At 45.3% G+C, this 24,583-nt stretch carries 24 protein-coding genes and 1 pseudogene; 9 read left to right on the forward strand and 16 right to left on the reverse strand.

What is annotated here, in order from left to right; all coding sequences use genetic code 11:
* Positions 1 to 45: 45 nt before the first annotated feature.
* Together lptG and lptF are read right to left on the reverse strand one after the other, a co-directional pair.
* Positions 46 to 1,134: an LPS export ABC transporter permease LptG gene (gene lptG, locus A3773_RS13265; protein ID WP_067986825.1), complete on the reverse strand. Its 1,089-nt coding sequence runs from the start codon at positions 1,132 to 1,134 to the stop codon at positions 46 to 48.
* Positions 1,131 to 2,249 (reverse strand): LPS export ABC transporter permease LptF, encoded by a 1,119-nt coding sequence (gene lptF / locus A3773_RS13270; protein WP_075109571.1) that lies wholly within the window; start codon positions 2,247 to 2,249, stop codon positions 1,131 to 1,133. The genes lptG and lptF overlap by 4 nt, the downstream gene beginning before the upstream one ends.
* 226 nt (positions 2,250 to 2,475) lie before the next feature.
* On the opposite strand from lptF, the gene A3773_RS13275 reads away from it, so the two are divergent.
* The 4 genes from A3773_RS13275 to A3773_RS13290 all read left to right on the forward strand — a co-directional run bounded on the left by A3773_RS13275 (position 2,476) and on the right by A3773_RS13290 (position 8,382).
* Entirely contained in the window at positions 2,476 to 3,972 is a 1,497-nt protein-coding gene (locus A3773_RS13275; RefSeq protein ID WP_067986828.1) for a leucyl aminopeptidase, read from the forward strand.
* Positions 3,973 to 3,990: 18 nt separating this feature from the next.
* Entirely contained in the window at positions 3,991 to 4,425 is a 435-nt protein-coding gene (locus tag A3773_RS13280; protein ID WP_067986830.1) for a DNA polymerase III subunit chi, read from the forward strand.
* Between the two features lie 76 nt (positions 4,426 to 4,501).
* Positions 4,502 to 5,260, forward strand: a complete 759-nt coding sequence (locus A3773_RS13285; protein ID WP_067986832.1) for a hypothetical protein — start codon at positions 4,502 to 4,504, stop codon at positions 5,258 to 5,260.
* A 257-nt stretch (positions 5,261 to 5,517) separates the two neighbouring features.
* The gene (locus A3773_RS13290) at positions 5,518 to 8,382 is read left to right on the forward strand and encodes a valine--tRNA ligase (RefSeq protein WP_067986834.1); all 2,865 of its coding nucleotides are present in this window, start codon (positions 5,518 to 5,520) and stop codon (positions 8,380 to 8,382) included.
* Positions 8,383 to 8,455: 73 nt separating this feature from the next.
* Here A3773_RS13290 and A3773_RS17710 read toward each other — a convergent pair.
* Positions 8,456 to 8,617 (reverse strand): annotated as a pseudogene (locus tag A3773_RS17710) (integrase core domain-containing protein); the annotation flags it as partial.
* Between the two features lie 40 nt (positions 8,618 to 8,657).
* Here A3773_RS17710 and A3773_RS13295 point away from each other — a divergent pair.
* Positions 8,658 to 8,789: a helix-turn-helix domain-containing protein gene (locus A3773_RS13295; RefSeq protein WP_231902214.1), complete on the forward strand. Its 132-nt coding sequence runs from the start codon at positions 8,658 to 8,660 to the stop codon at positions 8,787 to 8,789.
* A 136-nt stretch (positions 8,790 to 8,925) separates the two neighbouring features.
* Here the strand turns inward: A3773_RS13295 and A3773_RS13300 are convergent, their stop codons facing one another.
* The 3 genes from A3773_RS13300 to A3773_RS13310 form a co-directional block, all read right to left on the reverse strand.
* Positions 8,926 to 9,378, reverse strand: a complete 453-nt coding sequence (locus A3773_RS13300) for a hypothetical protein (protein ID WP_067986840.1) — start codon at positions 9,376 to 9,378, stop codon at positions 8,926 to 8,928.
* A gap of 429 nt (positions 9,379 to 9,807) precedes the next feature.
* Positions 9,808 to 10,788 carry a DUF6635 family protein gene (locus tag A3773_RS13305; protein WP_082800628.1) on the reverse strand — a complete coding sequence of 327 codons (981 nt, stop codon included), beginning with the start codon at positions 10,786 to 10,788 and terminating at the stop codon, positions 9,808 to 9,810.
* A 184-nt stretch (positions 10,789 to 10,972) separates the two neighbouring features.
* Positions 10,973 to 11,440, reverse strand: coding sequence for a DUF302 domain-containing protein (locus A3773_RS13310; protein WP_067986841.1), 468 nt, complete (start codon positions 11,438 to 11,440; stop codon positions 10,973 to 10,975).
* Between the two features lie 309 nt (positions 11,441 to 11,749).
* Here A3773_RS13310 and A3773_RS13315 point away from each other — a divergent pair, with 309 nt between their 5' ends.
* Together A3773_RS13315 and A3773_RS13320 are read left to right on the forward strand one after the other, a co-directional pair.
* Positions 11,750 to 14,806 (forward strand): EAL domain-containing protein, encoded by a 3,057-nt coding sequence (locus A3773_RS13315; RefSeq protein WP_067986844.1) that lies wholly within the window; start codon positions 11,750 to 11,752, stop codon positions 14,804 to 14,806.
* A 446-nt stretch (positions 14,807 to 15,252) separates the two neighbouring features.
* Positions 15,253 to 15,876, forward strand: a complete 624-nt coding sequence (locus A3773_RS13320) for a LysE family translocator (protein ID WP_067986846.1) — start codon at positions 15,253 to 15,255, stop codon at positions 15,874 to 15,876.
* 140 nt (positions 15,877 to 16,016) lie between these two features.
* Here A3773_RS13320 and A3773_RS13325 read toward each other — a convergent pair whose 3' ends face one another.
* The 7 genes from A3773_RS13325 to A3773_RS13350 form a co-directional block, all read right to left on the reverse strand.
* Positions 16,017 to 17,693, reverse strand: a complete 1,677-nt coding sequence (locus A3773_RS13325) for a S8 family serine peptidase (RefSeq protein ID WP_067986848.1) — start codon at positions 17,691 to 17,693, stop codon at positions 16,017 to 16,019.
* Positions 17,694 to 17,929: 236 nt separating this feature from the next.
* Positions 17,930 to 18,514, reverse strand: coding sequence for a DUF2726 domain-containing protein (locus tag A3773_RS13330; RefSeq protein ID WP_067986850.1), 585 nt, complete (start codon positions 18,512 to 18,514; stop codon positions 17,930 to 17,932).
* A 232-nt stretch (positions 18,515 to 18,746) separates the two neighbouring features.
* Entirely contained in the window at positions 18,747 to 19,238 is a 492-nt protein-coding gene (locus A3773_RS13335) for a M48 metallopeptidase family protein (RefSeq protein WP_067986853.1), read from the reverse strand.
* 54 nt (positions 19,239 to 19,292) lie between these two features.
* Positions 19,293 to 19,742, reverse strand: a complete 450-nt coding sequence (locus tag A3773_RS13340) for an NfeD family protein (protein ID WP_067986855.1) — start codon at positions 19,740 to 19,742, stop codon at positions 19,293 to 19,295.
* On the reverse strand, positions 19,743 to 20,660 hold the full coding sequence (locus A3773_RS13345; protein ID WP_067986949.1) for an SPFH domain-containing protein: 918 nt from the start codon (positions 20,658 to 20,660) through the stop codon (positions 19,743 to 19,745).
* 297 nt (positions 20,661 to 20,957) lie between these two features.
* A complete protein-coding gene (locus A3773_RS18580; RefSeq protein WP_269454503.1) occupies positions 20,958 to 21,080 on the reverse strand; it encodes a hypothetical protein in 123 nt (40 codons plus the stop codon).
* A 59-nt stretch (positions 21,081 to 21,139) separates the two neighbouring features.
* On the reverse strand, positions 21,140 to 21,319 hold the full coding sequence (locus tag A3773_RS13350) for a hypothetical protein (RefSeq protein WP_067986858.1): 180 nt from the start codon (positions 21,317 to 21,319) through the stop codon (positions 21,140 to 21,142).
* 249 nt (positions 21,320 to 21,568) lie between these two features.
* Here A3773_RS13350 and A3773_RS13355 point away from each other — a divergent pair, with 249 nt between their 5' ends.
* Complete coding sequence (locus A3773_RS13355; protein WP_067986860.1) at positions 21,569 to 22,702, forward strand: methyltransferase; 1,134 nt, start codon at positions 21,569 to 21,571, stop codon at positions 22,700 to 22,702.
* 100 nt (positions 22,703 to 22,802) lie between these two features.
* Here the strand turns inward: A3773_RS13355 and A3773_RS13360 are convergent, their stop codons facing one another.
* On the reverse strand, positions 22,803 to 23,000 hold the full coding sequence (locus A3773_RS13360; protein ID WP_067986862.1) for a hypothetical protein: 198 nt from the start codon (positions 22,998 to 23,000) through the stop codon (positions 22,803 to 22,805).
* A 371-nt stretch (positions 23,001 to 23,371) separates the two neighbouring features.
* The gene (locus A3773_RS18585; RefSeq protein WP_269454504.1) at positions 23,372 to 23,497 is read right to left on the reverse strand and encodes a hypothetical protein; all 126 of its coding nucleotides are present in this window, start codon (positions 23,495 to 23,497) and stop codon (positions 23,372 to 23,374) included.
* A 567-nt stretch (positions 23,498 to 24,064) separates the two neighbouring features.
* Here A3773_RS18585 and A3773_RS13365 point away from each other — a divergent pair.
* Positions 24,065 to 24,325, forward strand: a complete 261-nt coding sequence (locus tag A3773_RS13365; protein WP_067865815.1) for a hypothetical protein — start codon at positions 24,065 to 24,067, stop codon at positions 24,323 to 24,325.
* A 60-nt stretch (positions 24,326 to 24,385) separates the two neighbouring features.
* Here A3773_RS13365 and A3773_RS13370 read toward each other — a convergent pair whose 3' ends face one another.
* Complete coding sequence (locus A3773_RS13370; RefSeq protein ID WP_067986864.1) at positions 24,386 to 24,574, reverse strand: YqaE/Pmp3 family membrane protein; 189 nt, start codon at positions 24,572 to 24,574, stop codon at positions 24,386 to 24,388.
* Positions 24,575 to 24,583: the final 9 nt, after the last annotated feature.

Here is a 24,583-nt window from a genome sequence, read left to right on the forward strand (position 1 = left end):
CATCCCTTGCTCAACGGCAGCAAAGCACACCGCTGAGCCTCGATCTTACTTAGCTCGATTTAACAGCCAGAAGCCTAAGCCAATACAGATAACAATAGGTGCCGCCACGGCGATTAAAGGCGAGAAGCCAAATACCGCACTGGTTGGCCCTAAAACATCTTGGCTCAATTTAAACGCCAACCCAACAATAATGCCGGTAATCAGCCGCTGACCTAACGTAACGCTTCGCAGTGGACCAAAAATAAACGAAACCGCAACAATCACCAAAGCAAAGATAGCAACAGGCAGTAATAACTTGCTCCAAAAGGCAACGCGATATTGCGAAGACGCTAAGCCCTGCTCATCCAGATAATCACCGTAAGACAACAATCCAGACATTGATAAGTTCGTTGGTTTAATCATAACCACTTTAAGTAGTTCAGGTGTTAAACCACTGGCCCACACTTCGCTCTCTAGTTCAGATGTCATCAACTGAGCCGCAGCGGGATCATCGCTCTCCCTTTTATCCGGAAAACGGGTCTCTTTAATCCTCGACAACTCCCAATCCTGACCGTTATACCGTGCGGTTTTAGCAAAACTTGCACGTGCCAAGGTCAAATCATCATTAAACTCATAACGGGTCAATCCCCGAACAGAGCCATCAGGAATAACGGCGTTAATATGCAAAAAGGTCATCTCGTCCCTGTGCCACACATGGCTAGCATCACTGATAGCCGAGTTTCCTGTTAGCATCACTTGACGGTGGCTTTGCGCACTCTGCTCGCTCTGCGGTACGACAAACTCACCTAAACTCAAGGCCATAACAACAATCAGAAAAACCGGTTTCATAACGGAAACGATAATGCCGAACGTGGATACACCTGCCGCACGCATAACCGTAAGTTCCGAGCTGGATGCTAAAATGCCCAGTCCTAACAAACAGCCAATCAAACTAGACAGTGGAATAAATTCATAAAAACGACGGGGGGCCGTTAACATCACATACTTAACCACCGCACCAAAGGTATAGTCCCCGCCAATATCCTTCATCTCCTCAACCAACGCGAAGAGCATATCTAAACCAGCAACCACTAAAAGAACAATTAAGAAGCCACCTAATACATGGCGCGCCACATACAGATCTAAAATTTTCATGAGCTTTTCTTCCACAACATACTCAACGTCGGCATAGGTATTTGGTTATACAACCGACTCCAGAAAGCGCCAAACACAATCATATTGAAGGCAAATCCAGCAAAGATTAAATGCACGACCCAAATAGCAAGGGGAGAATATACACCCTCACCAACACTGCTGGTCACACTACTCAGAATTGAAATATAGGTTAGGTAGATAATAATAGATGGCACCAAACGGGCGAAACGCCCCTGCCTAGGGTTCACTCGGCTCAACGGAACCGCTAACAGCGTAACCACTATGGCGAGTACAGGTAACGATAAACGCCAATTTAGCTGGGCACGATATTTAGGCTTGTCTGACTGCCAAAGCGTCGATGTGGGCAAGGCTTCGATATGATCATAGCGAATTTCACTATTTTTGCGCGCGATCTCACTGCCATACTTAGCAAACCCTAGCTCAACAAAATCCCCTAAACCCGGCAACCCTTCATAACGATAGCCATTGGCTAAGATCACAAATCGCTGATCCCGCTCAGTATCCGTCAACGTATCACCGCTTTCAGCTAACGTAATCCGCACCCGGTCATTGGTTTTATTTCGGTCGGCAATAAATGTCATACCTAAAAGGCCGTTTTTGCTCACCGAATCGGTATACGTGACCCGCGCACTATTGCTCTGGCGCTGAAAACGCCCCGGCACAAGGCTTTCCAACTCACTACGGCTTTCTTGATCATCAAAGATTTTATTCGTTTCTGATGCCCCATAAGGCGATACAACCGTTGCTAACAAACCGACAATAACCGCAACAAACAGCGCCGGCCCCATAGAGAAACCGATTAAACGTCGACGGCTCATCCCACAAGCTTCCAACACCGTCATCTCACTCTCAAGATAAAGGCGCCCATAGCCCAACAAAAAGCCTAGGAACAAGCCCAAGGGCAAGATCAGCTCAAGAAAACCGGGCAAACGATAAAGCATAATAGAAAAGAGAACGCTCGGGTCTAACTCACCGACAGCGGCTTTCGACAGATACCTGACAAAACGCCCACTCATAATGATAAACAACAGAACCGAGCTCACAGCGAGCATACTGAGCAGAACTTCACGTGCTAAATAGCGAAAAACGATCACTCTATGTCCTTAATGAAAACTGTTACCGACACAAAAATGGTTTATATTATGAGGCTTCGACATCAAATAAAGCCGATAGTCACAAGAAATTGCCTACTCATTTTGAAAACCGATATGGAAAATCTATTTAGTATCAGGTCACACACCTATATAGTAGCCAGCATTATCCTTTAATCTGCGGACAATGTCTTGTGCAGACGCATACACGCCTCAAGTTGGAGCCAATATGGATTTTGAAATTGTAAACGGTGATATCGAATCACTTGAAACCGAATGTCTAATCATCGCTGTAGAAGCAGATTCCACCTTATCACCCGCAGCCAAAGCCGCCGATGAAGCAAGCGCGGGTTATATTAGCGAGATTTTAAACGGTGGTGACATCAGCGGCAAAAACGCAGAAAGCCTACTACTACACAAAGTCCCAGGCCTAAGTGCCAAACGTGTCCTTCTTCTGGGTTTCGGCAAAGAAGATGAACGCAACAACCGTAACTTCCGTAAAATCGTTACGGCCGCTATGGGCATTGTGAAAAGCACCGGCGTGAGCAGTGTTACCTTTGCACTAGATTGCACACTGACTGACGATGCAGACCAATACCGTCAACTTCGCCATTTAGTTGAGTGGAGCGGTGCCGAGCTTTACAACTACGACGAAACAAAAAGCAAAAAAGCGGATCCATCCAAGCTTGAGCAGATCGGCATTCTGGTTAGCGAAGAAAACTCAGATCTGGCCGAAACAGCACTGCTTGATGGTACTGCCATTGTTAACGGCATGAGCATCGCGCGTGACCTCGGCAACCTACCCGGTAACATCTGTACACCGACCTACCTTGCCGAACAAGCGCTTGAACTCGATGATGAATTTGAAGACCTCACAGCGACCATCGTTGATGAAGACGAAATGGCTGAGTTAGGTATGCACTGCCTTCTATCCGTAGGTACGGGTAGCGCACAGCCTTCAAAATTAGTGGTTATGGAATACAAAGGTGGCCCTGAAGGTGAAAAGCCACATGTATTAGTCGGCAAAGGCGTTACCTTTGATACAGGCGGTATCTCCCTCAAGCCCGGCGGCGGCATGGACGAGATGAAATATGACATGTGTGGTGCAGCCAGCGTATTTGGTGCCATGACAGCCGTATGTGAAATGGCGCTACCGATCAACGTGGTTGGTATTGTTGCAGCAGCAGAAAACATGCCGAGCGGTAACGCAACTAAACCGGGCGACATTGTAACAACCATGTCTGGTCAAACAGTCGAGATCCTAAATACCGACGCGGAAGGTCGATTAGTGCTATGTGATGCCCTCACTTATGCCGGTCGCTTTGATCCCGCGTCTGTGGTTGATATTGCCACCTTAACCGGTGCATGTATCGTCGCATTAGGTCACCACGCAACAGGCGTACTCACCAATACGGACGACTTAGCCCAAGAGCTTATTGAAGCGGGTAATCAAGCGGCGGATAAAGCGTGGCAGTTACCTTTATGGGACGAGTTCCAAGAGCAGCTTGATTCTAACTTTGCTGATATTGCGAACATCGGTGGCCGCCCAGGTGGAACCATCACCGCCGCGTGTTTCCTATCTCGCTTTACAGAAGAGTACCGTTGGGCGCATTTAGATATCGCGGGTGTTGCATGGCACAGTGGCGGAAAAGCAAAAGGCTCAACAGGCCGCTGCGTTCCGTTATTGACCCAGTACCTACTTAACCAAGCGGCTGAAGAAGAATAAAGCCAAGGGTTAACATAGATGACCAGTAAAGCTGATTTTTACGTATTGCCTTCAACCGATCCCGATGCACGGGGTCGTTTTCTGTGTCGTTTGGTTGAAAAGATCCGTGCCCTTGGGCATGAGATCTTTATCCAAACCCGCGACGAAAGCGAAGCACAACGTATCGATCAGCTACTCTGGGAGTATCGTCCTGAATCCTTTATCCCCCACAGTTTATTGAGTGAATCGGATAACGCAGGCGTAAAGATAGGCTGGGACGCACAGCGCCCAGCCCATCAAGATGTGTACGTAAACCTAGATTTAGAGATTCCAGACGACGCGCTTAAGTTTGACCGTATTCTAGAAATTGTCGTGCAAAGTGACGATATACTTTTAGCAACACGTGCTAACTACAAGCAATATCAAGCCAATGACGTACAGATCGATATGCACGATATGCGTAAGAAGATCTAACATTAAATACCTCCATTCCCGCTATAGCCGGGCATATTATTCGAAAAGCATTACAAAAAATTAAAAGGAGTTAATTATGCTTCGAGCAATACTCGTTTCATTCTGCATAACCCTACTAACAGGCTGTGCTAGCGCACCTACGCCTCCAGCCATGAATTTTCATGAGGGAGGTAGAATTGGTTTATATATCGATGTATCTGAAACGATAAAACACAAACACGTAGGCACCACAATTTTCAATAACAATGAGAAGATTTATCCAGTTCAATGGGATTTTGCGAATAGTATTCAACACATTGTTTCCTCCTCTCTCCAGAAAAATGGGTATGAGGTAGTGATCATTCCTAAAGGGAGCATTGCAGTTAACAGCGAAAGTCGAATGATCGAATACCAAAAGGAATCTTGGATCGTACCCCCTTCAGGAAAAAAGCTATTTGAGACGTTAAGAAATGACATGAAGCTCGATGCCGTGTTTATTTTCCAGAAAGGAAATACCCTAGTGAACCTAGAGTGTGGCTCTGGAGGCTGTTCACCTCACTACATGGATGCGCCGGGTCTATATAGCCGCTCTATGTTCGGTTTAGCGTATTATCTAGGATCATGGGGATTCGATTGGTACACATACAGCCTAAATCCTCCAGCAGACTTAACCAAAACCGCCCCCTATGATTTTCACTTTACACAAACCTCAACACCGTTATCGCGTAACCCAGGATTTGAAGAGCCCAAAGAAATCACTGAACTTTCAGCAGAAGAATTACTGAATCTTAGAAAATTAATTCTGCAGGATATAGAGCAGAAAACGCTCATGCTTGTAGAAAATATGAATAAGTAATGATTGAAGCCCTGTGATAAGCAGGGCTTTAATTAATACAAGTGTTCCCGTTCCCACGCACCGTTACATTCCATTACCTTCTATCAAAACGCCAATAACAACACACGCAATCAAGCATCAGCAAAAATAGATCAAAACATCCCGCCCAAACCCTCGCCACTGATTAGCATTAACCTGTATAATGCCGGGTTTATTTGAGCCTCCCAAAAACTCAGGGAAGCCCGTCATTGACTGATTTTCGGAAGAACTAGAGCGCCATGGAAACGACTTACCAGCCGCACGAAATTGAGAAATCCTGGTACAAAACCTGGGAAGACAACAACTACTTCGCCCCATCAGGCGAAGGTGACTCTTACTGCATCATGATTCCGCCGCCAAACGTCACTGGCAGCCTTCATATGGGTCACGCTTTCCAGCATACGATCATGGATGCCCTAACACGCTATAAGCGCATGCAGGGTAAAAACACCTTATGGCAGGTAGGTACAGACCACGCGGGCATTGCAACCCAAATGGTTGTTGAGCGTAAACTGGCAGCAGAAAGCCAGCAGACACGCCATGACCTTGGCCGCGATGCGTTTATCGAAAAGATCTGGGAATGGAAAGAAGAATCTGGCGGTACCATTACCAACCAGATGCGCCGCCTTGGTAACTCCGTTGACTGGAATACCGAACGTTTCACCATGGACTCTGGCTTTTACAAAGCCGTACAAGAAGTCTTTATCCGCCTCTATGATGAAGGCCTTGTTTACCGTGGCAAACGCCTCGTAAACTGGGACCCAAAACTACACACCGCTATCTCTGATCTCGAAGTAGAAAACAAAGAGACCAAAGGTAAAATGTGGTACCTACGCTATCCGCTTGCGGATGGCGCTAAAACAGCCGCCGGTGAAGATTTCCTTGTGGTCGGCACCACACGTCCAGAAACGATGCTCGGTGATACCGGTGTCGCGGTTAACCCCGACGATGACCGCTATAAAGACCTTATCGGCAAAGAGATTATCCTACCGCTTGTCGGTCGCCGCATTCCTATTGTCGGTGATGAACATGCCGATATTGAAAAAGGTACAGGGTGCGTAAAAATTACGCCCGCACATGACTTCAACGATAACGAAGTCGGCAAACGCTGCAAACTACCTATGATCAACATCCTGACCTACAACGCAGATATTCGCGCTGAAGGGGAAGGCTTTAATACTGACGGTACACCAAACAACGACCTTAATACCGCCATCCCTGAAAAATACCGCGGTATGGAACGTTTTGCGGCACGCCGCCAGATCGTAGCGGATTTTGAAGAAGCGGGCTTACTGGTTAAGATCGAAGAAAACGATATGACCGTACCTTACGGAGACCGTGGGGGTGTTGTCATTGAGCCTATGCTCACGGACCAATGGTTTGCCGATGCCAAAACACTGGCTAAACCTGCAGTAGAAGCCGTAGAAAAAGGCGACATTAAATTTGTCCCTCAGCAGTACGAGAACATGTACAACGCGTGGATGCGCGACATTCAAGATTGGTGTATCTCCCGTCAGCTCTGGTGGGGTCACCGCATTCCAGCCTTCTACGATAACGAAGGCAATGTCTACGTCGCCAACGACAAAGAAGCCGCACGGCAAAAATACAACCTAGCGCCAGACACTGAACTACGCCAAGACGATGATGTACTGGATACGTGGTTCAGCTCCGCACTATGGACATTCGGTACCTTAGGCTGGCCTGAAAACACCCAGCGCTTACAGACGTTCCACCCGACCGATGTACTGGTGACAGGCTTCGATATTATCTTCTTCTGGGTTGCCCGCATGATCATGATGACCATGCACTTTATGAAAGATGAAGACGGCAAACCCCAAGTTCCCTTTAAAACAGTTTACGTCACTGGCCTCATCCGCGATGAGAACGGCGACAAAATGTCCAAATCTAAAGGCAACGTGCTAGATCCGTTGGACATGATCGACGGTATTGAGCTACAAACGCTACTTGAGAAACGCACCGGTAACATGATGCAGCCTCAATTGGCTGAAAAAATCGGCAAACGTACCGAAAAAGAGTTCCCAGAAGGGATCTCAGCCCACGGTACTGATGCACTACGTTTCACCCTTGCGGCACTGGCCTCTACGGGCCGTGACATCAACTGGGATATGAAACGTCTAGAAGGTTACCGTAATTTCTGTAACAAAATCTGGAACGCAGCCCGCTACGTGTTAATGAACACAGAAGGCGAAGATTGTGGCCAGAACGCAACGGACGACAGTGGTATCGAGCTATCCCTCGCGGATCGCTGGATCAGCAGCCGCCTACAACAAGTCGAAACCGACGTGATCAAACATTTCGACGAATACCGTTTCGATATTGCCTCTAAAACCCTGTATGACTTCATCTGGAATGAGTACTGCGGTTGGTATTTAGAGCTATCTAAACCGGTATTATGGGATGAAGATGCCTCTGCAGAAGCAAAACGAGGCACTCGCCGCACCTTAGTACGCGTACTTGAAGCATTGCTTCGATTGGCACACCCAATCATGCCGTACATTACAGAGGAGATCTGGCAGCAAGTGAAAGGCTTGGCAGGTAAAGATGGCGACACCATCATGAACCAACCTTACCCTACGGCAAACAACGACAAGTTTGATGCCAGCGCTGAAACAGAGATCGAATGGCTTAAAGGTGTTATTACCGGTGTCCGTAACATTCGGGGGGAGATGGGTATCTCGCCAGCGAAAGAGCTTACCGTTTTATTACAAAACGGCAGCGCTGAAGACCTAACACGCCTAGACGCTAACCGTACCTTCCTCTGCAAATTAGCAGCATTGGAAAGCATCACATGGCTTAACGCCGGTGACGACGCGCCCATGTCAGCAACACAGCTCGTCGGTGATATGGAAGTGCTCGTCCCTATGGCTGGCCTTATCAACAAAGACGCTGAACTGGCTCGCTTACAAAAAGAGCTCGATAAGCTGCAAAAAGATATCGGCCGTGTAAAAGGTAAGCTCGGCAACGAGAAGTTTGTATCCAACGCCCCTGAAGCGGTTATCGCCAAAGAGCGTGAGAAGATGGAAACCGCTCAATCTGCGTTTGATAAACTGCAAGATCAGTACGCTAAGATCGAAGCGCTCTAAGCCGACGATCATCGCTTACCCTTGACCCGTCCTAAAATACGTTGACGGTTTTTTATTAAAGCCAGTTGAGCATTCAACTGGCTTTTTTATGCACTTCAGCAGGTGTTTTCATACCTAAGCTGCTGTGCGGTCTTAAATAATTATATGCATAAATACTTTCATTAAGTACCTGCCTTAAGTCTTCTATTGTTTTATAGCGATGGATTAGAAACTCTTGTTTCAAGATGCCATTGAGTGAATGGCGACAGCGCCTAAAAATAGTACGCGCGGTTCCAATGCTGCAAGAAGGCGCTACCGTTGAAAACGTCGCGCTTGATTTAGGCTATAGCACCGCCTCTGCGTTTATCGCGATGTTCAAACGCTTACTAGGTACCACACCCGATGAATACAGAAAAAACAGCTATTAGCCGACAGCAAACATACCTCAACGTACTCTCTCTTTAACAGGGGTTATCTTTTTAATCGAGCCGCCCGTTAAGGCATAAAAAAGCCTAAGCATTCACTTAGGCTTTTTATAAGAGCGGGGTTTATCACACCACCTAACTAAGCACTGGCATTAATCACCAAACCCGTTTCAGTTCTATCTTGGCTAGATAGCAACGTCATCAGCTCATCAAAGTTAACGGTGCCATCATCATTGAACACAGCAGACACCGCGTCTTCGCCAAAGTCTTCCGTTAGCTTCGCCTGAAGCTCTTCACTGGATACCGTTCCACCCTGTGGCGGCGGAGGCGGCGGCATAGCTCCAGCGGATTGATTAGCCGGACCTACATTGCTCAACAAGTCAGTTAACGCCGTTTCATCAACCGTGCCATCGTCAGCTAATATGCTGCTCGCATCAACACCAAAACGACTCTCTAGATTTTCCACCAGCTCCTCAGCAGACAAACTCCCCTCTTCAATAGCGGAAAGCATGCTGTTTGTCAGTTCTTCAGCCGATGGCGGCTTACCCATCATAGGAGGAGGTCCCATGGGTTGTGTACCCGTAACGTTCATAACATTCCCCTTAAATATCGATGTTTAAAAACGTCAGGATAAGTGCAAAGCCTGTACCGCTTCACCCGTTAATACAATTCTTTTGACTGCTTAACGTAGCTTTACCTAACTTTACAAAAAATGGATGAAATTTAAGTACTTAACACCCAGATCATCATTACTTAGACTCAAGCCAAATGAGATACTCCTCGCAAGCGGCAATCGATTGCCGCCCGATCCAGAGCCGCCAGCTATATGAGCCCATTAACTTAACCGATCCACGCCTGTAGGAAGCCACCCCGTGTGCGATGGTTTTGTGCCCTATTTCCTTTTAAGGCGCTCACTTATAAAGAGAAGAAAGTTAATTCAGAATCATTGCCCAAAAGGACAATTGCGTTCGAGAGGCCAAGCATTACTTTTTGCAACATCAACGGCACAAGATACAGTGACCTACAGCAATCCCGACTTAATCAAGTCAAAACTTTCTAATATGCGGGCCACATACTGGTCTTTAGGGCGAAAACTACCTTGGGTCTTTTGGCGTAAATCGCTTTCCATATGGTTAAGCATTTTACCTAAACGAAAACGGTGTAAGCCTGTCCGAGCTTGAATCGGGTCGGTGATCACACCGGATAAAGCGGCACAGGAGGCCAGTATGGTCAGGACAAAGGCGATAGTCGCGGCAGTTAAGCCTAACGAGGGATCCGGTGGGAAGATGCCGTAATAGAGTTCGCCCACACTAGGCCCCAAGATAAAGTCCGAGGCGGCTAACTGAGCGCTTAATGAATAGGCCAACATCAGTGCAATGCCGATCCCACCCGGCGTAAATTTCTGAAAGGTGAATGCGCCCAAGATGGTACAGGAGAGTGTGTTAGCAATATCCGCCGAGGCGGTTCGCGTCACTTGGTATTGCGACAATGACTCAGCCATCACAGGTTCAAAGCAGCCATGAAAATGCGCCATATCCACCTCGACCTGCTCGGTTTGCTGATACAGCTGGCGCAACTCTTCGGTGATATAGCCATTAAGGGAGTGCGCATGATCCAGCTCGGTGGATGGCCGGCTGAGCAGTTCCGCTATAACAAGGTCAGAAATATGCTGTTGCACCTGAGTAGTAAAACCCGCAGGCACCGCGGCTAACAGCGTGCTAAGCCGTCCTTTAGGTGCAATGTAACCCAGAATAAATCGGATCAAGCAGATTAGCGTATAACAAGGGGCCCAAAACAGGTTCACCGGCGCACGTAAGATATCTAACCCAAAGGCGACACGGTTAGTTTTTTTGGCTCCGGGGTAATCAAAATGGGTGCTGACGAAGTGAGGTATACGTGCTCGACATGCGTCAAAGTAGCGTTGAATGCCCCGCTCAATGGCGGGTTCTATCTTTGACGCTAAGGTCGCTGTCATGGACGGTAAATTCTGAGAGCCTGACATGGTCTACCTTAAGCATAGGATTGTGTGGTGATAACCGGAAAAACACGGTTAGTGTAGCCTATACTTTATTAAAAATAGATGAAAACGTCTCTCGTTGCCGCGACGGTACTAAAACCGGCTAGCACGTCCGTCTAGCCGATTAATCAAGCCCATACGGGGCCGTTTGTAGCGGCCCTATAGCCCGCTACTCGGTGGCGGCCTTCGCAAATTTTGCTAATGCACCCGACACTTTATCCAAGGCACCCTCACAGCCTTCCATGTTATGGCGTGCCGCTAAGTAACGAGGATCATTGTAGCTTAGCCATACCGCGCCATTTTCATCCTTCCAGATTAACGCTTTTTGCGGTAGGTCGATGCCCATGGTTTGCGCGCATTGCATTAACGGGGTACCCGCCTTTGGGTTACCAAACAAAACAACTTCGGTTTCACGCAGTTCTTTATTTACTTTTTTAGCACCGTCGGCATGATTGATACGGGTAAAAACGGTCATCCCTTTACTGGTGAGTACCGATTCTAATTTGTCTGCTGTGTCCTTAACGCTACGTGTACTGGGTACACTCACGAGTCCATTATCCGCTGAGGAACCATCCGCAGCAAACGAGAAATTACTAATACCTAACGTAAGCGCAACTAAGATTAATGCTTGTTTCATATGTAAAGCTCCCTAAATTTAATCAAACAGCCGTTTGGATTGAATATGTGACAAGAAAAATGAGAATAAGTTTCAAATAAAGCAATGACATGCCAATCAACATTACCTGTAACAGGGCAAATCATAAAACACAGCGCGCTTGCTAGCACTGGGGCCATGTCACAGGGCGTCAGCATCTGTATGCTATAGTTAAGTAACATTGTTTTGAACTGATTATTATTAATATATAACTATTTGTTTTTATTAACTATTAATAGCACTATATACACATACCAACATTACTCATATGAGCACTGGCCAGCATTGACCATGAACCTTAACTGCACAGTTAAAGAACGACTCACCTACTCGCTTTATATAGCTGCGCTCTTTGTTCTGCTTATGATGAGTACGTCGGCGTTTAGTAATAACCACATTGAGTTTACACCGGAAGAACAAGATTTTATCAACAACCATCCCGTTATACGGGTGGGCGCAGAGACCGATTGGGCCCCGATCGATTATGTCCATAACGGCCAACATACTGGGCTGACTAGCGATTACCTAAAACTCATCGCTGAACGTACAGGGCTTCAATTTGATATAGTGACAGGATTCACTTGGGATGAACTGCTCACGATGCAGCTCAACCAGCGACTGGATCTGTTACCCGCTATTTACTGGTCGCCTAAGCGTGATCACTTGATGCACTTTACCTCGCCCTATATCAAGTTACGTCATTATGCTTTTACCAAGTCATCCCGTGACGACATCAAAAACATGGCGGATCTACAGGACAAAGTGATCGCGATCCCTAAAGGCTACTCATACTTAGAAACGCTCGAACGTGAGTATCCAAATATCAATATACTCTTAGTCAATTCGACGCTAGAGGCCATTGATGCCGTTATTACAGGGCAGGCGGATACGCTGATTGAGAGCACTGCAATTATTAATCACTACCTTAACGAGAATAATATCTACGGCTTAAAACCAGCGTTTGCCGCCGAATTTAATGTCAATCAGGTATATATGGCGGCACGCGCGGGCTTACCCCTGCTCGCCTCTATTATTGATAAAGCCCTTAAAGACATCACGCAAACAGAAGCCAACAAAATCACTGACCGTTGGGTCAACATAGTAACCACCGACCCCGCTCCCCAAAACACACAACTCCTCACCATCGAAGAGCTTCGCTACCTGCAACGAAAGCACGTTATTAAAACCTGTATTGACCCCAACTGGTTACCCTATGAGGGTTTTATTAACGGGAAATATAGCGGCATTTCAGCCGAGTATATTGCTTACTTTTCGGAGCAGATCGGTATTCCGATTGAGGTGGTAAAAACAGACACATGGGAGCAATCACTTAAGGCAGCTCGGCTCCGTCAATGCGATATGCTTGCCCTTGCCAGTAACCGACCGGATCGACGCAAATATCTCGCGTTCACGATCCCCTACGTAAAGACATCCCTCGCCTTAGCGACCCAACAAAATGAGTGGTTCTACTCTAACTTTAGTGAGCTTGCAGGAAAGCGTATAGGTATTATCAAAGGCTACTCCCCTAGCAAAGTGATAAAAAAGCGCTTCCCACAAATACAGCTTGTCGAATTTAGTACCATTAATGAAGGCTTACAAAGCGTGACGCAAGGGGAGATCCTAGGCTTTCTCGACTCAGTGCCAACCTTGAGTTATCACATTCAAACGGATTTTATTGGGGAGCTAAAGATCAGCGGCAAGTTTGATTACGATTGGAGCACTGGGATTGCGGCTCGAAATGATGAACCTCACCTCGTGGCGATATTAAATAAAGTGATTCGCGCCACGCCAGAGAGTGTTCATAACCGTATCAGAAGTAATTGGCTCGGTGTACGCTACGAAGAAACGGTTGATTATCGTTCACTTTGGCAACTAGTGTTGGTCTTCAGCATCATCTTAGCCTTAGTCATTTTACGCTACCGCCGCTTGAGCAAGCACAGAAACGAAATTACCGACAAAAACACTGAGCTCGCGCGCATCAATGAGCAACTCGAAACACAAAAAGAGGCGGCACAACATGTCGCCAACCATGATCTACTCACAGGCTTACCCAATCGCTCACAACTGTTGCTACGTCTCGAGCATGCGATAGAGTTAGCCTCGCGCCAAGGCAACCAAATCGCGGTTTTCTTTATTGATTTAGATAGATTTAAATACATTAACGATTCGCTAGGTCACCATGTGGGCGATGCACTCCTGCGCCAAGTTGGTGACAGAATGCGGACAAGGTTACGCAATTCTGACACCTTAGCGCGGATCGGCGGGGACGAATTTGTCGTTATTTTAGAATCCGTTGAAGATGAAGCATCCCCCGCTCGTACGGCACAGGATCTTATCGACATTATGCAGCAGCCCTATTCTGTCATGGGCCATGCGGTGAATATTAGTGCAAGCCTTGGTATCGCCATCTACCCCAACGACAGTCAAGATATACACACCTTAATTAAACATGCCGATATTGCTATGTATCGTGCCAAAGAGCTGGGGCGCAACCACTTCCGTTATTACACACAATCACTCTCTGAACGCACCGATAAACGCCTCAAAACAGATGCGGCGTTACGTGAGGCCCTATCCCTCAACCAATTCTCGTTGCACTTCCAGCCGATTATAGATTTAACCTCATGCACCGTGAGCCACGCAGAAGCATTAATACGCTGGCACCACCCAGAGATGGGCATGGTCTCCCCCGAGTATTTCATCCCGCTCGCTGAAGAAAATGGGTTAATCCATGAAATAGGCTTATGGGTTTTACGGGAAGCCTGTCGCTGCCATAAAGAGTGGAAAAGCCAAGGGCTCGATTTACAAAAGATCTCCATTAACGTCTCAAGCATTCAGTTCCAAAAAGCGAACCTGGCCGACGCCTTTAAAACTATATTAGAAGAGGAAGCCATGGAGGCACACCGTATTGATATTGAGATAACCGAACGTTACCTCATGGATCAGACGGCGCGTAATATCCACTATTTAAACACCCTCAAAAAAGCAGGCCATACGATTACGGTCGATGATTTTGGGGTGGGTTACTCCTCCATGAGTTATATGAAACGCCTTCCTCTCGATATCATTAAAATCGACCGATCCTTTATCAGCGATATACCGGAAGATAGAAATGATATACAGATCTCTCAAGCAATCATCTCCCTCTCCCATAACTTGGGCTACAAAGCGACGGCTGAAGGTGTCGAAATCGTGGAGCAGTTTAACTTCCTGAGGGAGACGCTTTGTGATTATGCGCAAGGCTACTATTTTAGTCCGCCGGTTCCCGCACATCACTTTATAACCTGTGTAGAGCAATTGAATGCCCGGTTAACGAACGAAATAGCGTCCTCCGAGATCGATAAGTAAACCATGCACACCTTTCCCCAAAAACTGTGGATAAGTTTGTAGATTAATTATGGGTATCCTCTGTAAGCCTTATAATATAAGGCCTACGGAGAATTGTTCGTTTATTAACCCTATCCACCAAACCCCTCTTTTACGCGCAATAGCAATACTTTTTTAAAAAAATATATGACCGGATGCTTTCGCCTTAACCTCTGTATAAAAAGCAGTCAGATGAAGGTTAAAATACCCTCTATTTTTACCCCCATATTCTGTGGATAAGTATGTAGACTAATTATGGGTATCCTCGCAAAGCCCCGTAATGAAAGGGCTTAAAGAAACTGGTTACTTTTTACGCCAAGGGATATCTTTATGAAAAATTTCAAATTAATTAGGCTTTTAATTGCCTTATACCCCAGCCTTGTAGTAATTCTGTCTATATCCTTTTTTAACTTATCGAAGTCACTGAGATGTCATTCACCCTACTCTCCCTTTTTGTCCCCACATTCTTCTTAGTGTCCATTACACCGGGTATGTGTATGACGCTTGCACTTAGCTTAGGCATCTCGATTGGGGTGAGACGCAGTCTCTATATGATGTGGGGCGAATTGATTGGAGTTAGCCTCGTCGCCACGGCTGCCGCCTTAGGCGTCGCAACCCTAATGCTAACCTATCCCGATGTTTTCGCTCTGCTCAAATTAGGCGGCGGTGCGTATCTGTGGTGGATTGGCTATCAGATGTTTTGTTCGCGGGGCAAGTTAGTATTAACCGAATCAGAACAGGAACAAACCGAGCATTCACGCTCTCAATTAGCTTTAAACGGCTTTTTAACCGCGGTGGCAAACCCTAAAGGATGGGCGTTCTTTGTCACACTACTCCCTCCCTTTATCGATTCGGAGCTCCCGATGGCACCCCAGCTCAGTATGCTAATAGCGATTATTCTTTTACTTGAGTTTATCTGTTTGCTGATTTACGCCAATGGCGGAAAGCTACTGCGTCAATTACTGATGAAGCGTGACAATGTACGCTTAATGAATCGTATCGCCGGTTCACTGATGATTGCCGTGGGGGTGTGGTTAGCTTTTGGGAAGTAAGTCTGTACTGAACGGATAAATGATATACAGAGGAAAGGGACAAGCGTAAAACACTAGAGAGACTTTCCCCCTATTGCCAGCTATAAAGCATTCAGCAATCGGGGGAAAGGCGCATAAATCCTCAACCTAACAAGCGAAGATTAATTTCTTAAAACAGTCACTTCAGCGCTCATAACCCAAGCAGAAACACCCGCGCTATTCTGGGAACGGATACGGTACTGGTAACTACCACCAAAAACTGAATCTTGATAAGTCGTTGAGTCCGCAGCCGCCGTTACAACTGAACGATAAGCACCCCATTGACCGGCAAACTTACGGCGTTTTTCTAGATAAAAACCGGTTTCATTACTGCTTTGATCTGTCCAGCTTAAACTCACCGTACCCGCACCTGACGACGCGTTAAAGTTACTCGGTGCATCCGGAGCCGTTGGTGTTGTACTACCCTCTAATGCCGCGATCGCTGCGCCTGCATCTAGAATACCAGAACCACACTGTACACATTGTGCAGGAAACTCACGGGCGGAAGAGGTTAATACCGCTTTGACTTCTGCCGGTGTGATGCTCGGTTTCTTCACATAAAGTAAACCAGCCACCGCTGCCACGTGAGGCGTTGCCATACTGGTACCTTGATAATAAGCGTATGTTGGCGCTTCAGGAGCCGTTGTACCTTCATTAAGCGTAGAAAGAATGCCATTACGAGCGCCGCTATTTGTTTCGCCTCCAGGCGCCGCTATATCAACCACATCACCATAGTTCGAGTAATAAGATCGACCACCTGCTCGGTTAGTCGCAGCTACGCTAATCACATTATCACAGCTCGCAGGGGTATAGTTTGCAGCGTCATCATCTGAGTTACCTGCCGCAACAACAATCGTCGTACCCGCCGCAACAGCGGTATCTATCGCTTGTTGATAGATCGCGTTACAACTACCTGCGCCACCAATACTCATATTGATAACTTGCGCTTTATTTGGGTTATCTGCGCCCGTTGCCGCCCACACAATCGCATCGGCAATATCGGAGGTGTAACCACCACATTTACCTAAAATTCGGACAGGAACAATATTAATTTTGTTATAACCAACACCCGCAACACCGGTGCTATTGTTAGTAAAAGCACTGATCGTCCCACTGACGTGAGTCCCATGCCAGCTACTATTAGATGCAGGAGAGCCTAAGTAACATTCACCTCGACTTACCCAATCACCCGGATCACTTGGATCGGCATCACGGCCATCACCATCATTTGAAATAGATTTGGCAGTGATCATATCTGTGCCACTGATGATATTTCCATCAAGGTCAGGGTGGGCGGTAATACCTGTATCTAACACAGCAACATTTACAACGGAATCGCTGCTGTCTAATTGACTCCACGCACCATCAGCATTCATACCACCAGCAGGCTCAAAGTAATGCCACTGTAGATCATAAATAGGTTTTTGCGCGCCAACAATGCCTTCAACAGGAGGGATCGCCAGATCATCAATTGCAAACATCATCTGGTCAGCTTCCGCATGTTTAATACCAGAGACGGCTTTTAATACTTTAAGGTAGTTTTTAAGGCTGGCGAAGTTTTCTCTTGCGGGCAGTTTAAAAACATACGCCCCCTGAGATGTCTTACGTACAAAGACAAGCTTTCTATTAATGCGCGTTGATAGCGTTCTCGCTTTTGAGTTACCTTCAACATTTGCGCTATCAAACTGAATAATGATTTGGTCGGTGGGCTTATGTTCAACGGTAGTAGCCGCTGCATTTAACGATATCAAAGAAGCTAAACCAAGCAGTGGTAAAAACCGAAAGTTCCTGATTTTCATTTTAAATTCCTATAATCCCTTATCACAATGGATAAACTAATTCGAATCTTAAAAGACAGCAAAGTAGGACGCTTAATTAGCTGATAACCCTTAATATCTTATAAGCTCAAAGATTTTGTAGCTACATTCTAACGTTTTTGTTCAATAATTGCTCATAGCAGTTTTCAATCAAAAACAGCGCAGCGTGAAATTGAGTCTAGAAGAGGGACGTTAAACGAAGATGAAAGAACTATAAATTATCCCTTAGCAAGGGGATCAGTAAACCTATGTTGAGGTCGGTATGCTTCAATCACTTTTAAATTGAATTTGGTATGTTCCACATTAGGCTTCTCTAAGCCGAACGCAGAGATGGTATGTTCAAACCGCTCAATAATCTCGACTAGATTATAGCCATTTTGCGGGGCGACTCTCAGCAACGGTAACCCTGTTTCATAACACAGCTCTTCTATAAATAGATCCTGCTGCTTATCGCGCGCTTTATGGTAGATGTGATCATCTAACTCAACCGCACAGATAATGGCGTCATTTGACTGGGCACACACGATATAATCGAACTGAAGGCCAAGTAGCGGCTTGACTGCTTTACGTTGCGCTCTCTCCGACAAGGTTGTTTCTGCGTCAAACACCGCGTCCATAGGTACTTTACAGACAACGCGGAACCCTTCACCAACCGCTTTTTCCAGTATGGAAGTGAACATACGCTCTTTCTGTGACAAGCGCGGATCAAGTTGTTGCTTACCTGACCTCTTTTTGAATACGATAAAAACAAACGCACTCAAACAGGACACAGCAAGAAGGTAGGGCCACGATTGTTCAATCACATTTTTAACCTTGCAAAAAATAAGGCGGCAATATTACCCAGTGTACATTCAGAAAGCATCCCAAATTTAAATGAACAGCGCGTTTCAATTAAAAAATGCACCTATAACCGCGGGAATAGCCATCGCTGAATAGTGAAGGCTGAGTTTACCCCCTGTGAAATTACTCATAGCTGAACGTCATCTACCATTCGCACCCAGCGCCGGACTCAAGCGGATCGGCTAAACGCCTATTTTAGTCGGCATAATCAAGACAGGTAAGGTAAAGACGAAGATCCAACTCGTAGCGATGGTAATTAGGCTCCATATATTCGCACAGCTGATAAAACGCTTTGTTATGGTCCATCTCCTTTAAGTGCGCTAACTCATGTACCACGATCATACGTAAAAATTCTAACGGCATCTGTTTAAAGCGCGTATCAATTCTTATCTCTTTTTTGGCTTTAAGTTTTCCACCATGCACACGGGATATACGGCTATGCAAGCCTAACGCATTCAGCGCCGATATTTTATCACTGTACTCAACTTTACTGAGGGGGGATGATTTACGCATATAACTATTTTTAATAGCAATGGCGTACTCATAAAGGGCTTTGTTACTTTGGAATGTGTGAACTTTTGGGTATTTCGCTTGCAACAACGCTCCCAGTTTATTCTGATCCAACAAGCTCTGTGCCTGCTGCTGAATATGCTCTGGGTAATGGCTTATATATTTTAACCGATTCATTTTATCTTCAATCAGCCAAGCGTAATAGAAGACCCACTACGCTTGGTTGGGTCGTTAAACTTCGCGAATATGAAGCACCATACCCTCTGATGCATAAACTTCTATCAACATGCCGGCTTTCAAATCGTTTTCCGCTTCCACTTTCCACAGCGTATCACCAATTTGAATTTTACCTTGGCCATTATCAACATCCGCCTGCAGGGTAAGTTTTCTACCAATCAACTGAGCGGCGCGGTTATTAATATTAACCGCGTCATCTTTCGTATTTTGGCCCCGGAAAAATTTCCAGAAAACAACCGACGCGACCACCGATAACAGTGCAAATAACAGAAATTGGATCTGCCAGTCATGCACTAGACCTGTAGCTAACAGCGCTCCTATGCCAAATGCGGCAACAGCTAGGCCGATCAAAAACCCAGCGGCGCCTAAGGCTTCTCCGGCGAGTAACAACAAGCCAAAAATAACCCAATGCCAATATGACAAAGCTTCTAACTGCTCAATCATTTAGGATCCCGCTTTAGTATTTTTAAGGAGTTCACCGATACCCGCAATAGAACCAATCATACTGCTGGCCTCCAGCGGCATCATAACCACTTTAGAGTTATCGCTTGCACCTATACCTTGTAAGGCCTCGGTATATTTTTGTGCAATAAAGTAATTTAATGCTTGTGGGTTACCTTGAGAAATCGCTTCTGAAACCACTTTAGTCGCGCGCGCTTCCGCCATCGCTAAACGTTCACGTGACTCTGCTTCACGGAATGCCGCTTCTTTCTCACCCTCCGCTCTTAAAACAGCTGCACGTTTTTCACCTTCGGCCACTTGAATCGCTGCTTCGCGCTCACCTTCTGCCGTTAAAATTGCGGCACGTTTTTCACGCTCTGCTTTCATCTGGTTTGCCATCGCATCAACCAGATCACTTGGAGGGGAAATATCACGGATCTCTACACGGGTAACTTTTACGCCCCAAGGATCAGTGACTTCATCAACTTTATTTAACAGGTGGCTATTAATACTGTCTCGGTTGGATAACATCTCATCCAACTCCATTGAGCCTAGCACCGCACGAATGTTTGTCATAACCAGATTCTGCATAGCGCGGTATAAGTCATTCACTTCGTAACTGGCTTTAGATGCATCGTGTACCTGATAAAAACAGATAGCATCGGTTGTAATCTGAGCATTATCAGCACTGATAACTTCTTGCGGCGGAACATCGAGCACCTGCTCCATCATGTTTTGCTTAGTGCCGATACGATCCACAAAAGGGATAATTAAATTCAGTCCAGGCGTTAACGTTTTGGTAAAACGACCAAACCGCTCTATCGTCCAGTTGTAGCCTTGCGGGACCATTTTGACCCCCGAAAAAATCACGATCAGCGCCAATACAACAACGACGCCTGCTGTCATTTCAAATCCAAACATTACAATCTCCATTGTGAAACACTAAAATTCTGTACGCCGGCCCTATTTCTCTATGCTTTAGAGTCATTGGCGGCCATTACATGTACAGCGTCAATTCCCTTATTTTCTCATTAGTAAGTGAATAAAGTACTACAGCCGTCCATGGTAATACTGATCAAGAATAACTGATAGAGAGCCTATAAAAAAACCTAAATAAGCAGGAGGAGAGTAAAAACGATTGAAGAGTGGGGATAGAGGGAAGAGGAAGGAAGCAGGGGTAACCTACTCCCTTTCTAAAAATAATTAGTTAATGACTAATTATTTTGCTTTTTTAAGCAGTTTTTTAAGGCCTTTAAGCTTACCTTCGTGCTTAGCAATTTTAGCTTTACGTGCTTTGATCTCTTTTTTAACGGATTTTGCTTTTACTTTAGTTTTAGCCATTTGATCAATCCTCTGTCTAAATAATGTAATGTGAATCGAGCACTCAGTAATGGTTGGACTCAACCTTCACTTTGTTCATGCTCTTCTAGAAAACCACGTATAAAACGACGTATCTCTCGTGCGGCGCTGGTATCTAGTTCTTCACAAAGCGAAACAAATTCATCCCGCTGTTCATCATTAATGCGAATGACCAGTTGGCTGTTTTTTTTCTTCGCTTTCGTCTTCTTTTTTTCAGTCATGCCCTGCGACCTCAAATAACTTCTGACAGCAAGAATACAGCAAATACAACGCATACCCAACGCACATCTAAAGCACATCGAATGTATATACATGCATTTATATACTGATTCGCCTAAATGATCAAACAATCACAGAAGAATTCATAAAAGTTAAATATATATCCAAGACAGGATACTCCTGAGTCGGCATTTATTTTTCGCCCTGTGTTAAAATCCCGTTCCTTTACCATACTGAGTCGATGGAACAAGATGGACATACTGCGTAACGCCTTCGGAGAGTTTCAATTAGCCCGCTTTCCTCGAAGAAAAAGAGAGCAACTAAGGGCCTGGGATGCGGCAGATGAATACATCCTCCAACACCTCAGTGAAAACAAGCTCATCAATCCACAGGCTAACGTACTTATTCTAAATGATCAGTTTGGTGCGCTAACAATCTCACTCACCCCTTTTAAACCCGAATTAATCAGTGACTCTTGGTTAGCCCATGCAGGTATTAAGGCAAATCTGACCGATAACCAGATCAATCCGGAGGAGGTAACACTCCATACCAGTCTTGATTATCCGGAACAGCCGTTTGATGTTGTTCTCATTAAAGTCCCCAAAAGCTTGGCCATGCTCGAAGATCAACTGATTAGATTAAAACCGCTGCTAAAACCAAACAGCATTGTGGTTGCAGGCGCGATGGCTAAATCGATTCATACTTCAACCTTAAAACTTTTTGAGAAAATCATTGGGCCTACCACAACATCGTTAGCTCAGAAAAAAGCGCGTTTAATTTTTTCCGAGGTTGATACCGCTACCACGCTGACGGACTCCCCCTACCCATCTACCTATCCGTTAGAAAATACCCATTATCAAATTAGTAATCATGCAGCGGTTTTCTCCCGTGATAGCTTAGATATAGGGACTCGTTTTTTCCTCCAACACCTTCCTCGCTCTGATGGATATGAAAACATTATCGATTTAGGCTGCGGCAACGGGCTCGTAGGGTTAATTGCCGCGGATAAAAATCCTAGCGCCAGCCTTAGCTTTGTCGATGAATCATTTATGGCGGTGGACTCGGCGAAGATCAACTTCACCCGTGCCTTTGGTGATGAACGCAAAGCACGCTTTACCGCAACTGATTGTTTACAAGGGTTTGCCAAAAGCAGCTATGATCTCGTGCTTAACAATCCCCCCTTCCATCAAAACAATGTGGTTGGGGATTTTATTGCTCAACAGATGTTCCGGGAATCTTATGGGGTATTAAAACAGGCGGGTGAGCTTTGGGTGATCGGTAACCGTCATTTGGGTTACCACATTTCGCTGAAAAAAATATTTGGTAACTGCACAACCGTCGCAAGCAATAAGAAATTTATTATTCTAAAAGCGGTCAAGCAGTAAAAGAAGGCTGTGCTGATTAACGAGAAAAATGCAGGGGAATCACACAGCGAACAAGCGAGGGGTTTGGGGCCGACAGAGTATCCATCGACCCAAAGGTTGATCAACTGCTCATGGTCAGCGGCATAGGAATAAATTCACCGACTTCATCCGGTTTTTGATCAAGTACGGCCTCCCACCCCTCTTCACCAGGTTTCATCTCATCAGGTAAGCCCCAGAGTTCACCACACCAATACGCAGCAATCCAACGTTTACCATAACGGACTTTATAAAAGCCCCTCTCTCTATTGTCATTCACCATCGTCTCCTTCTTTACATTAAAAACACAAAAGCCAATCACTCATTACACAGTCACGGCTCTTTAAGGAAGTCTAATTTAGAAAGGACTTATCATGTCGCTTTGTAAGCCTACAGCGTTACAACAACCTATTACTTACGACAAGTCTGCCTACAGATAAGGCCTAACGCATATGCAAGCTTATGAATATAAGTGTACACAATATAAGCCCGCTATAAATACGATTTAGCCTAAGGTTTAATAAGCAGGAACGGGATTAGCAAACGACAAAAACCGAAAAAGACCACATACGTGATCTTTTTCGGTTTTCGCAAAATGATATCACTGGCTAATAAAAGGAAGGTGACAACAACCTCAACAGCGAAATCTAGCTGCTACTTCTTTTTATCTTCATTCATCAAGCCGCGAACTTTAAAAAAGCCCCAAATCATAGCTGCGCTCATTGCACCAATCATAACCAAGCTAGGAACCAACACTTCCATACTATAAATATCAATCATTACGACACCCCCACAATTTTTCCGTCATTTATTGTCGTTCTGGAGACAGACTACCCCTTAACACATTAGCAAATATTGATGCAGCTCAAGAAATAGCCCCCTGATCCTTAGGGTCCCTATTTTTTATTGATCTAGTTCAACTTATTGGCCCTTTCACGGATCGCGTTACCTCCTATGGCGTCGACGTACAGTGCCCCTCCTACCTGGTGAACAGGTACTCAATACCTCCCAACGTAGGCATCAAATAACAGGATCAAACCTTAAAACCATCAGCACACACTAGAAAATCATCAAAAATAGATAACGACAAAACAAAAACAAATTAAAATCAAACAAAGTGGATATTAGATTAAAATTTCTCAAGATAAATTAAAATATAATATCCTTATTTTTCAACAAGTTAGACCGACTGCCTTCTGCTTTAAAAAAACCTTTTAAATTTATATTTAATCTATATTTTTCAATAACTTACATAAGATAAAAATCGGCCTATAAATTGCCAATAATCAATATCTAATTTATAATGATCATATCTATATAAAGACAACTTTTTTAAGGATTTTGACTATGCAAGAGAAAGAAATAAGACTTCTTTTTAAAGCCGGCGTATTTGATTCGTGCCAAGCAATTCCCATCTCTATGGCACGGGGTTGGACACTCAAATTTGTTACTAAACATGAGGAGGTGTTTACACTTGAACTTCAACGCTCTAAAAAAGAGCGGGAGTTTAAAAGCTTAGATGGCGCTGCAGCCGTGGCGAAAAAGATCGGGTTTGAATGGTTAAAAGTTCAAATAGGAGATTTGGAATGGCAGGAAAAAGTAAAATAAAGACATAAAAAAGCCGTCTATTAAACGGCTTAGTTGAGGTAGTAAACCACTAGAATGATGCTATTTGCTTAGCGCATCTTTGATTTTCTGGTCGGTTTTATACTGGCTTAATGCGTACACTGACCAAATGGCAGCGGGGATCCAACCGACAAGTGTTATCTGCAAAATTAGACAGATAATACCGGCAATCGGTCGACCTATCGTAAAAAACTGTAACCAAGGTATCAGCAAAGCTAAAAGTAAACGCATAATAATTTC

Source organism: Neptuniibacter pectenicola, assembly GCF_001597735.1.
Classification (GTDB): domain Bacteria; phylum Pseudomonadota; class Gammaproteobacteria; order Pseudomonadales; family Balneatricaceae; genus Neptuniibacter; species Neptuniibacter pectenicola.

Bases quoted from the DNA above. Each gene is read 5' to 3' on its own strand.
- lptG (WP_067986825.1), bottom strand. From the start codon at position 1,134: ATGAAAATTTTAGATCTGTATGTGGCGCGCCATGTATTAGGTGGCTTC.
- A3773_RS13275 (WP_067986828.1), top strand. From the start codon at position 2,476: ATGGATTTTGAAATTGTAAACGGTGATATCGAATCACTTGAAACCGAA.
- A3773_RS13280 (WP_067986830.1), top strand. From the start codon at position 3,991: ATGACCAGTAAAGCTGATTTTTACGTATTGCCTTCAACCGATCCCGAT.
- A3773_RS13285 (WP_067986832.1), top strand. From the start codon at position 4,502: ATGCTTCGAGCAATACTCGTTTCATTCTGCATAACCCTACTAACAGGC.
- A3773_RS13290 (WP_067986834.1), top strand. From the start codon at position 5,518: ATGGAAACGACTTACCAGCCGCACGAAATTGAGAAATCCTGGTACAAA.
- A3773_RS13295 (WP_231902214.1), top strand. From the start codon at position 8,658: ATGCTGCAAGAAGGCGCTACCGTTGAAAACGTCGCGCTTGATTTAGGC.
- A3773_RS13300 (WP_067986840.1), bottom strand. From the start codon at position 9,378: ATGAACGTTACGGGTACACAACCCATGGGACCTCCTCCTATGATGGGT.
- A3773_RS13305 (WP_082800628.1), bottom strand. From the start codon at position 10,788: ATGTCAGGCTCTCAGAATTTACCGTCCATGACAGCGACCTTAGCGTCA.
- A3773_RS13310 (WP_067986841.1), bottom strand. From the start codon at position 11,440: ATGAAACAAGCATTAATCTTAGTTGCGCTTACGTTAGGTATTAGTAAT.
- A3773_RS13315 (WP_067986844.1), top strand. From the start codon at position 11,750: ATGAACCTTAACTGCACAGTTAAAGAACGACTCACCTACTCGCTTTAT.
- A3773_RS13320 (WP_067986846.1), top strand. From the start codon at position 15,253: ATGTCATTCACCCTACTCTCCCTTTTTGTCCCCACATTCTTCTTAGTG.
- A3773_RS13325 (WP_067986848.1), bottom strand. From the start codon at position 17,693: ATGAAAATCAGGAACTTTCGGTTTTTACCACTGCTTGGTTTAGCTTCT.
- A3773_RS13335 (WP_067986853.1), bottom strand. From the start codon at position 19,238: ATGAATCGGTTAAAATATATAAGCCATTACCCAGAGCATATTCAGCAG.
- A3773_RS13340 (WP_067986855.1), bottom strand. From the start codon at position 19,742: ATGATTGAGCAGTTAGAAGCTTTGTCATATTGGCATTGGGTTATTTTT.
- A3773_RS13345 (WP_067986949.1), bottom strand. From the start codon at position 20,660: ATGTTTGGATTTGAAATGACAGCAGGCGTCGTTGTTGTATTGGCGCTG.
- A3773_RS18580 (WP_269454503.1), bottom strand. From the start codon at position 21,080: ATGGCTAAAACTAAAGTAAAAGCAAAATCCGTTAAAAAAGAGATCAAA.
- A3773_RS13350 (WP_067986858.1), bottom strand. From the start codon at position 21,319: ATGACTGAAAAAAAGAAGACGAAAGCGAAGAAAAAAAACAGCCAACTG.
- A3773_RS13355 (WP_067986860.1), top strand. From the start codon at position 21,569: ATGGACATACTGCGTAACGCCTTCGGAGAGTTTCAATTAGCCCGCTTT.
- A3773_RS13360 (WP_067986862.1), bottom strand. From the start codon at position 23,000: ATGGTGAATGACAATAGAGAGAGGGGCTTTTATAAAGTCCGTTATGGT.
- A3773_RS18585 (WP_269454504.1), bottom strand. From the start codon at position 23,497: ATGATTGATATTTATAGTATGGAAGTGTTGGTTCCTAGCTTGGTTATG.
- A3773_RS13365 (WP_067865815.1), top strand. From the start codon at position 24,065: ATGCAAGAGAAAGAAATAAGACTTCTTTTTAAAGCCGGCGTATTTGAT.
- A3773_RS13370 (WP_067986864.1), bottom strand. From the start codon at position 24,574: ATGCGTTTACTTTTAGCTTTGCTGATACCTTGGTTACAGTTTTTTACG.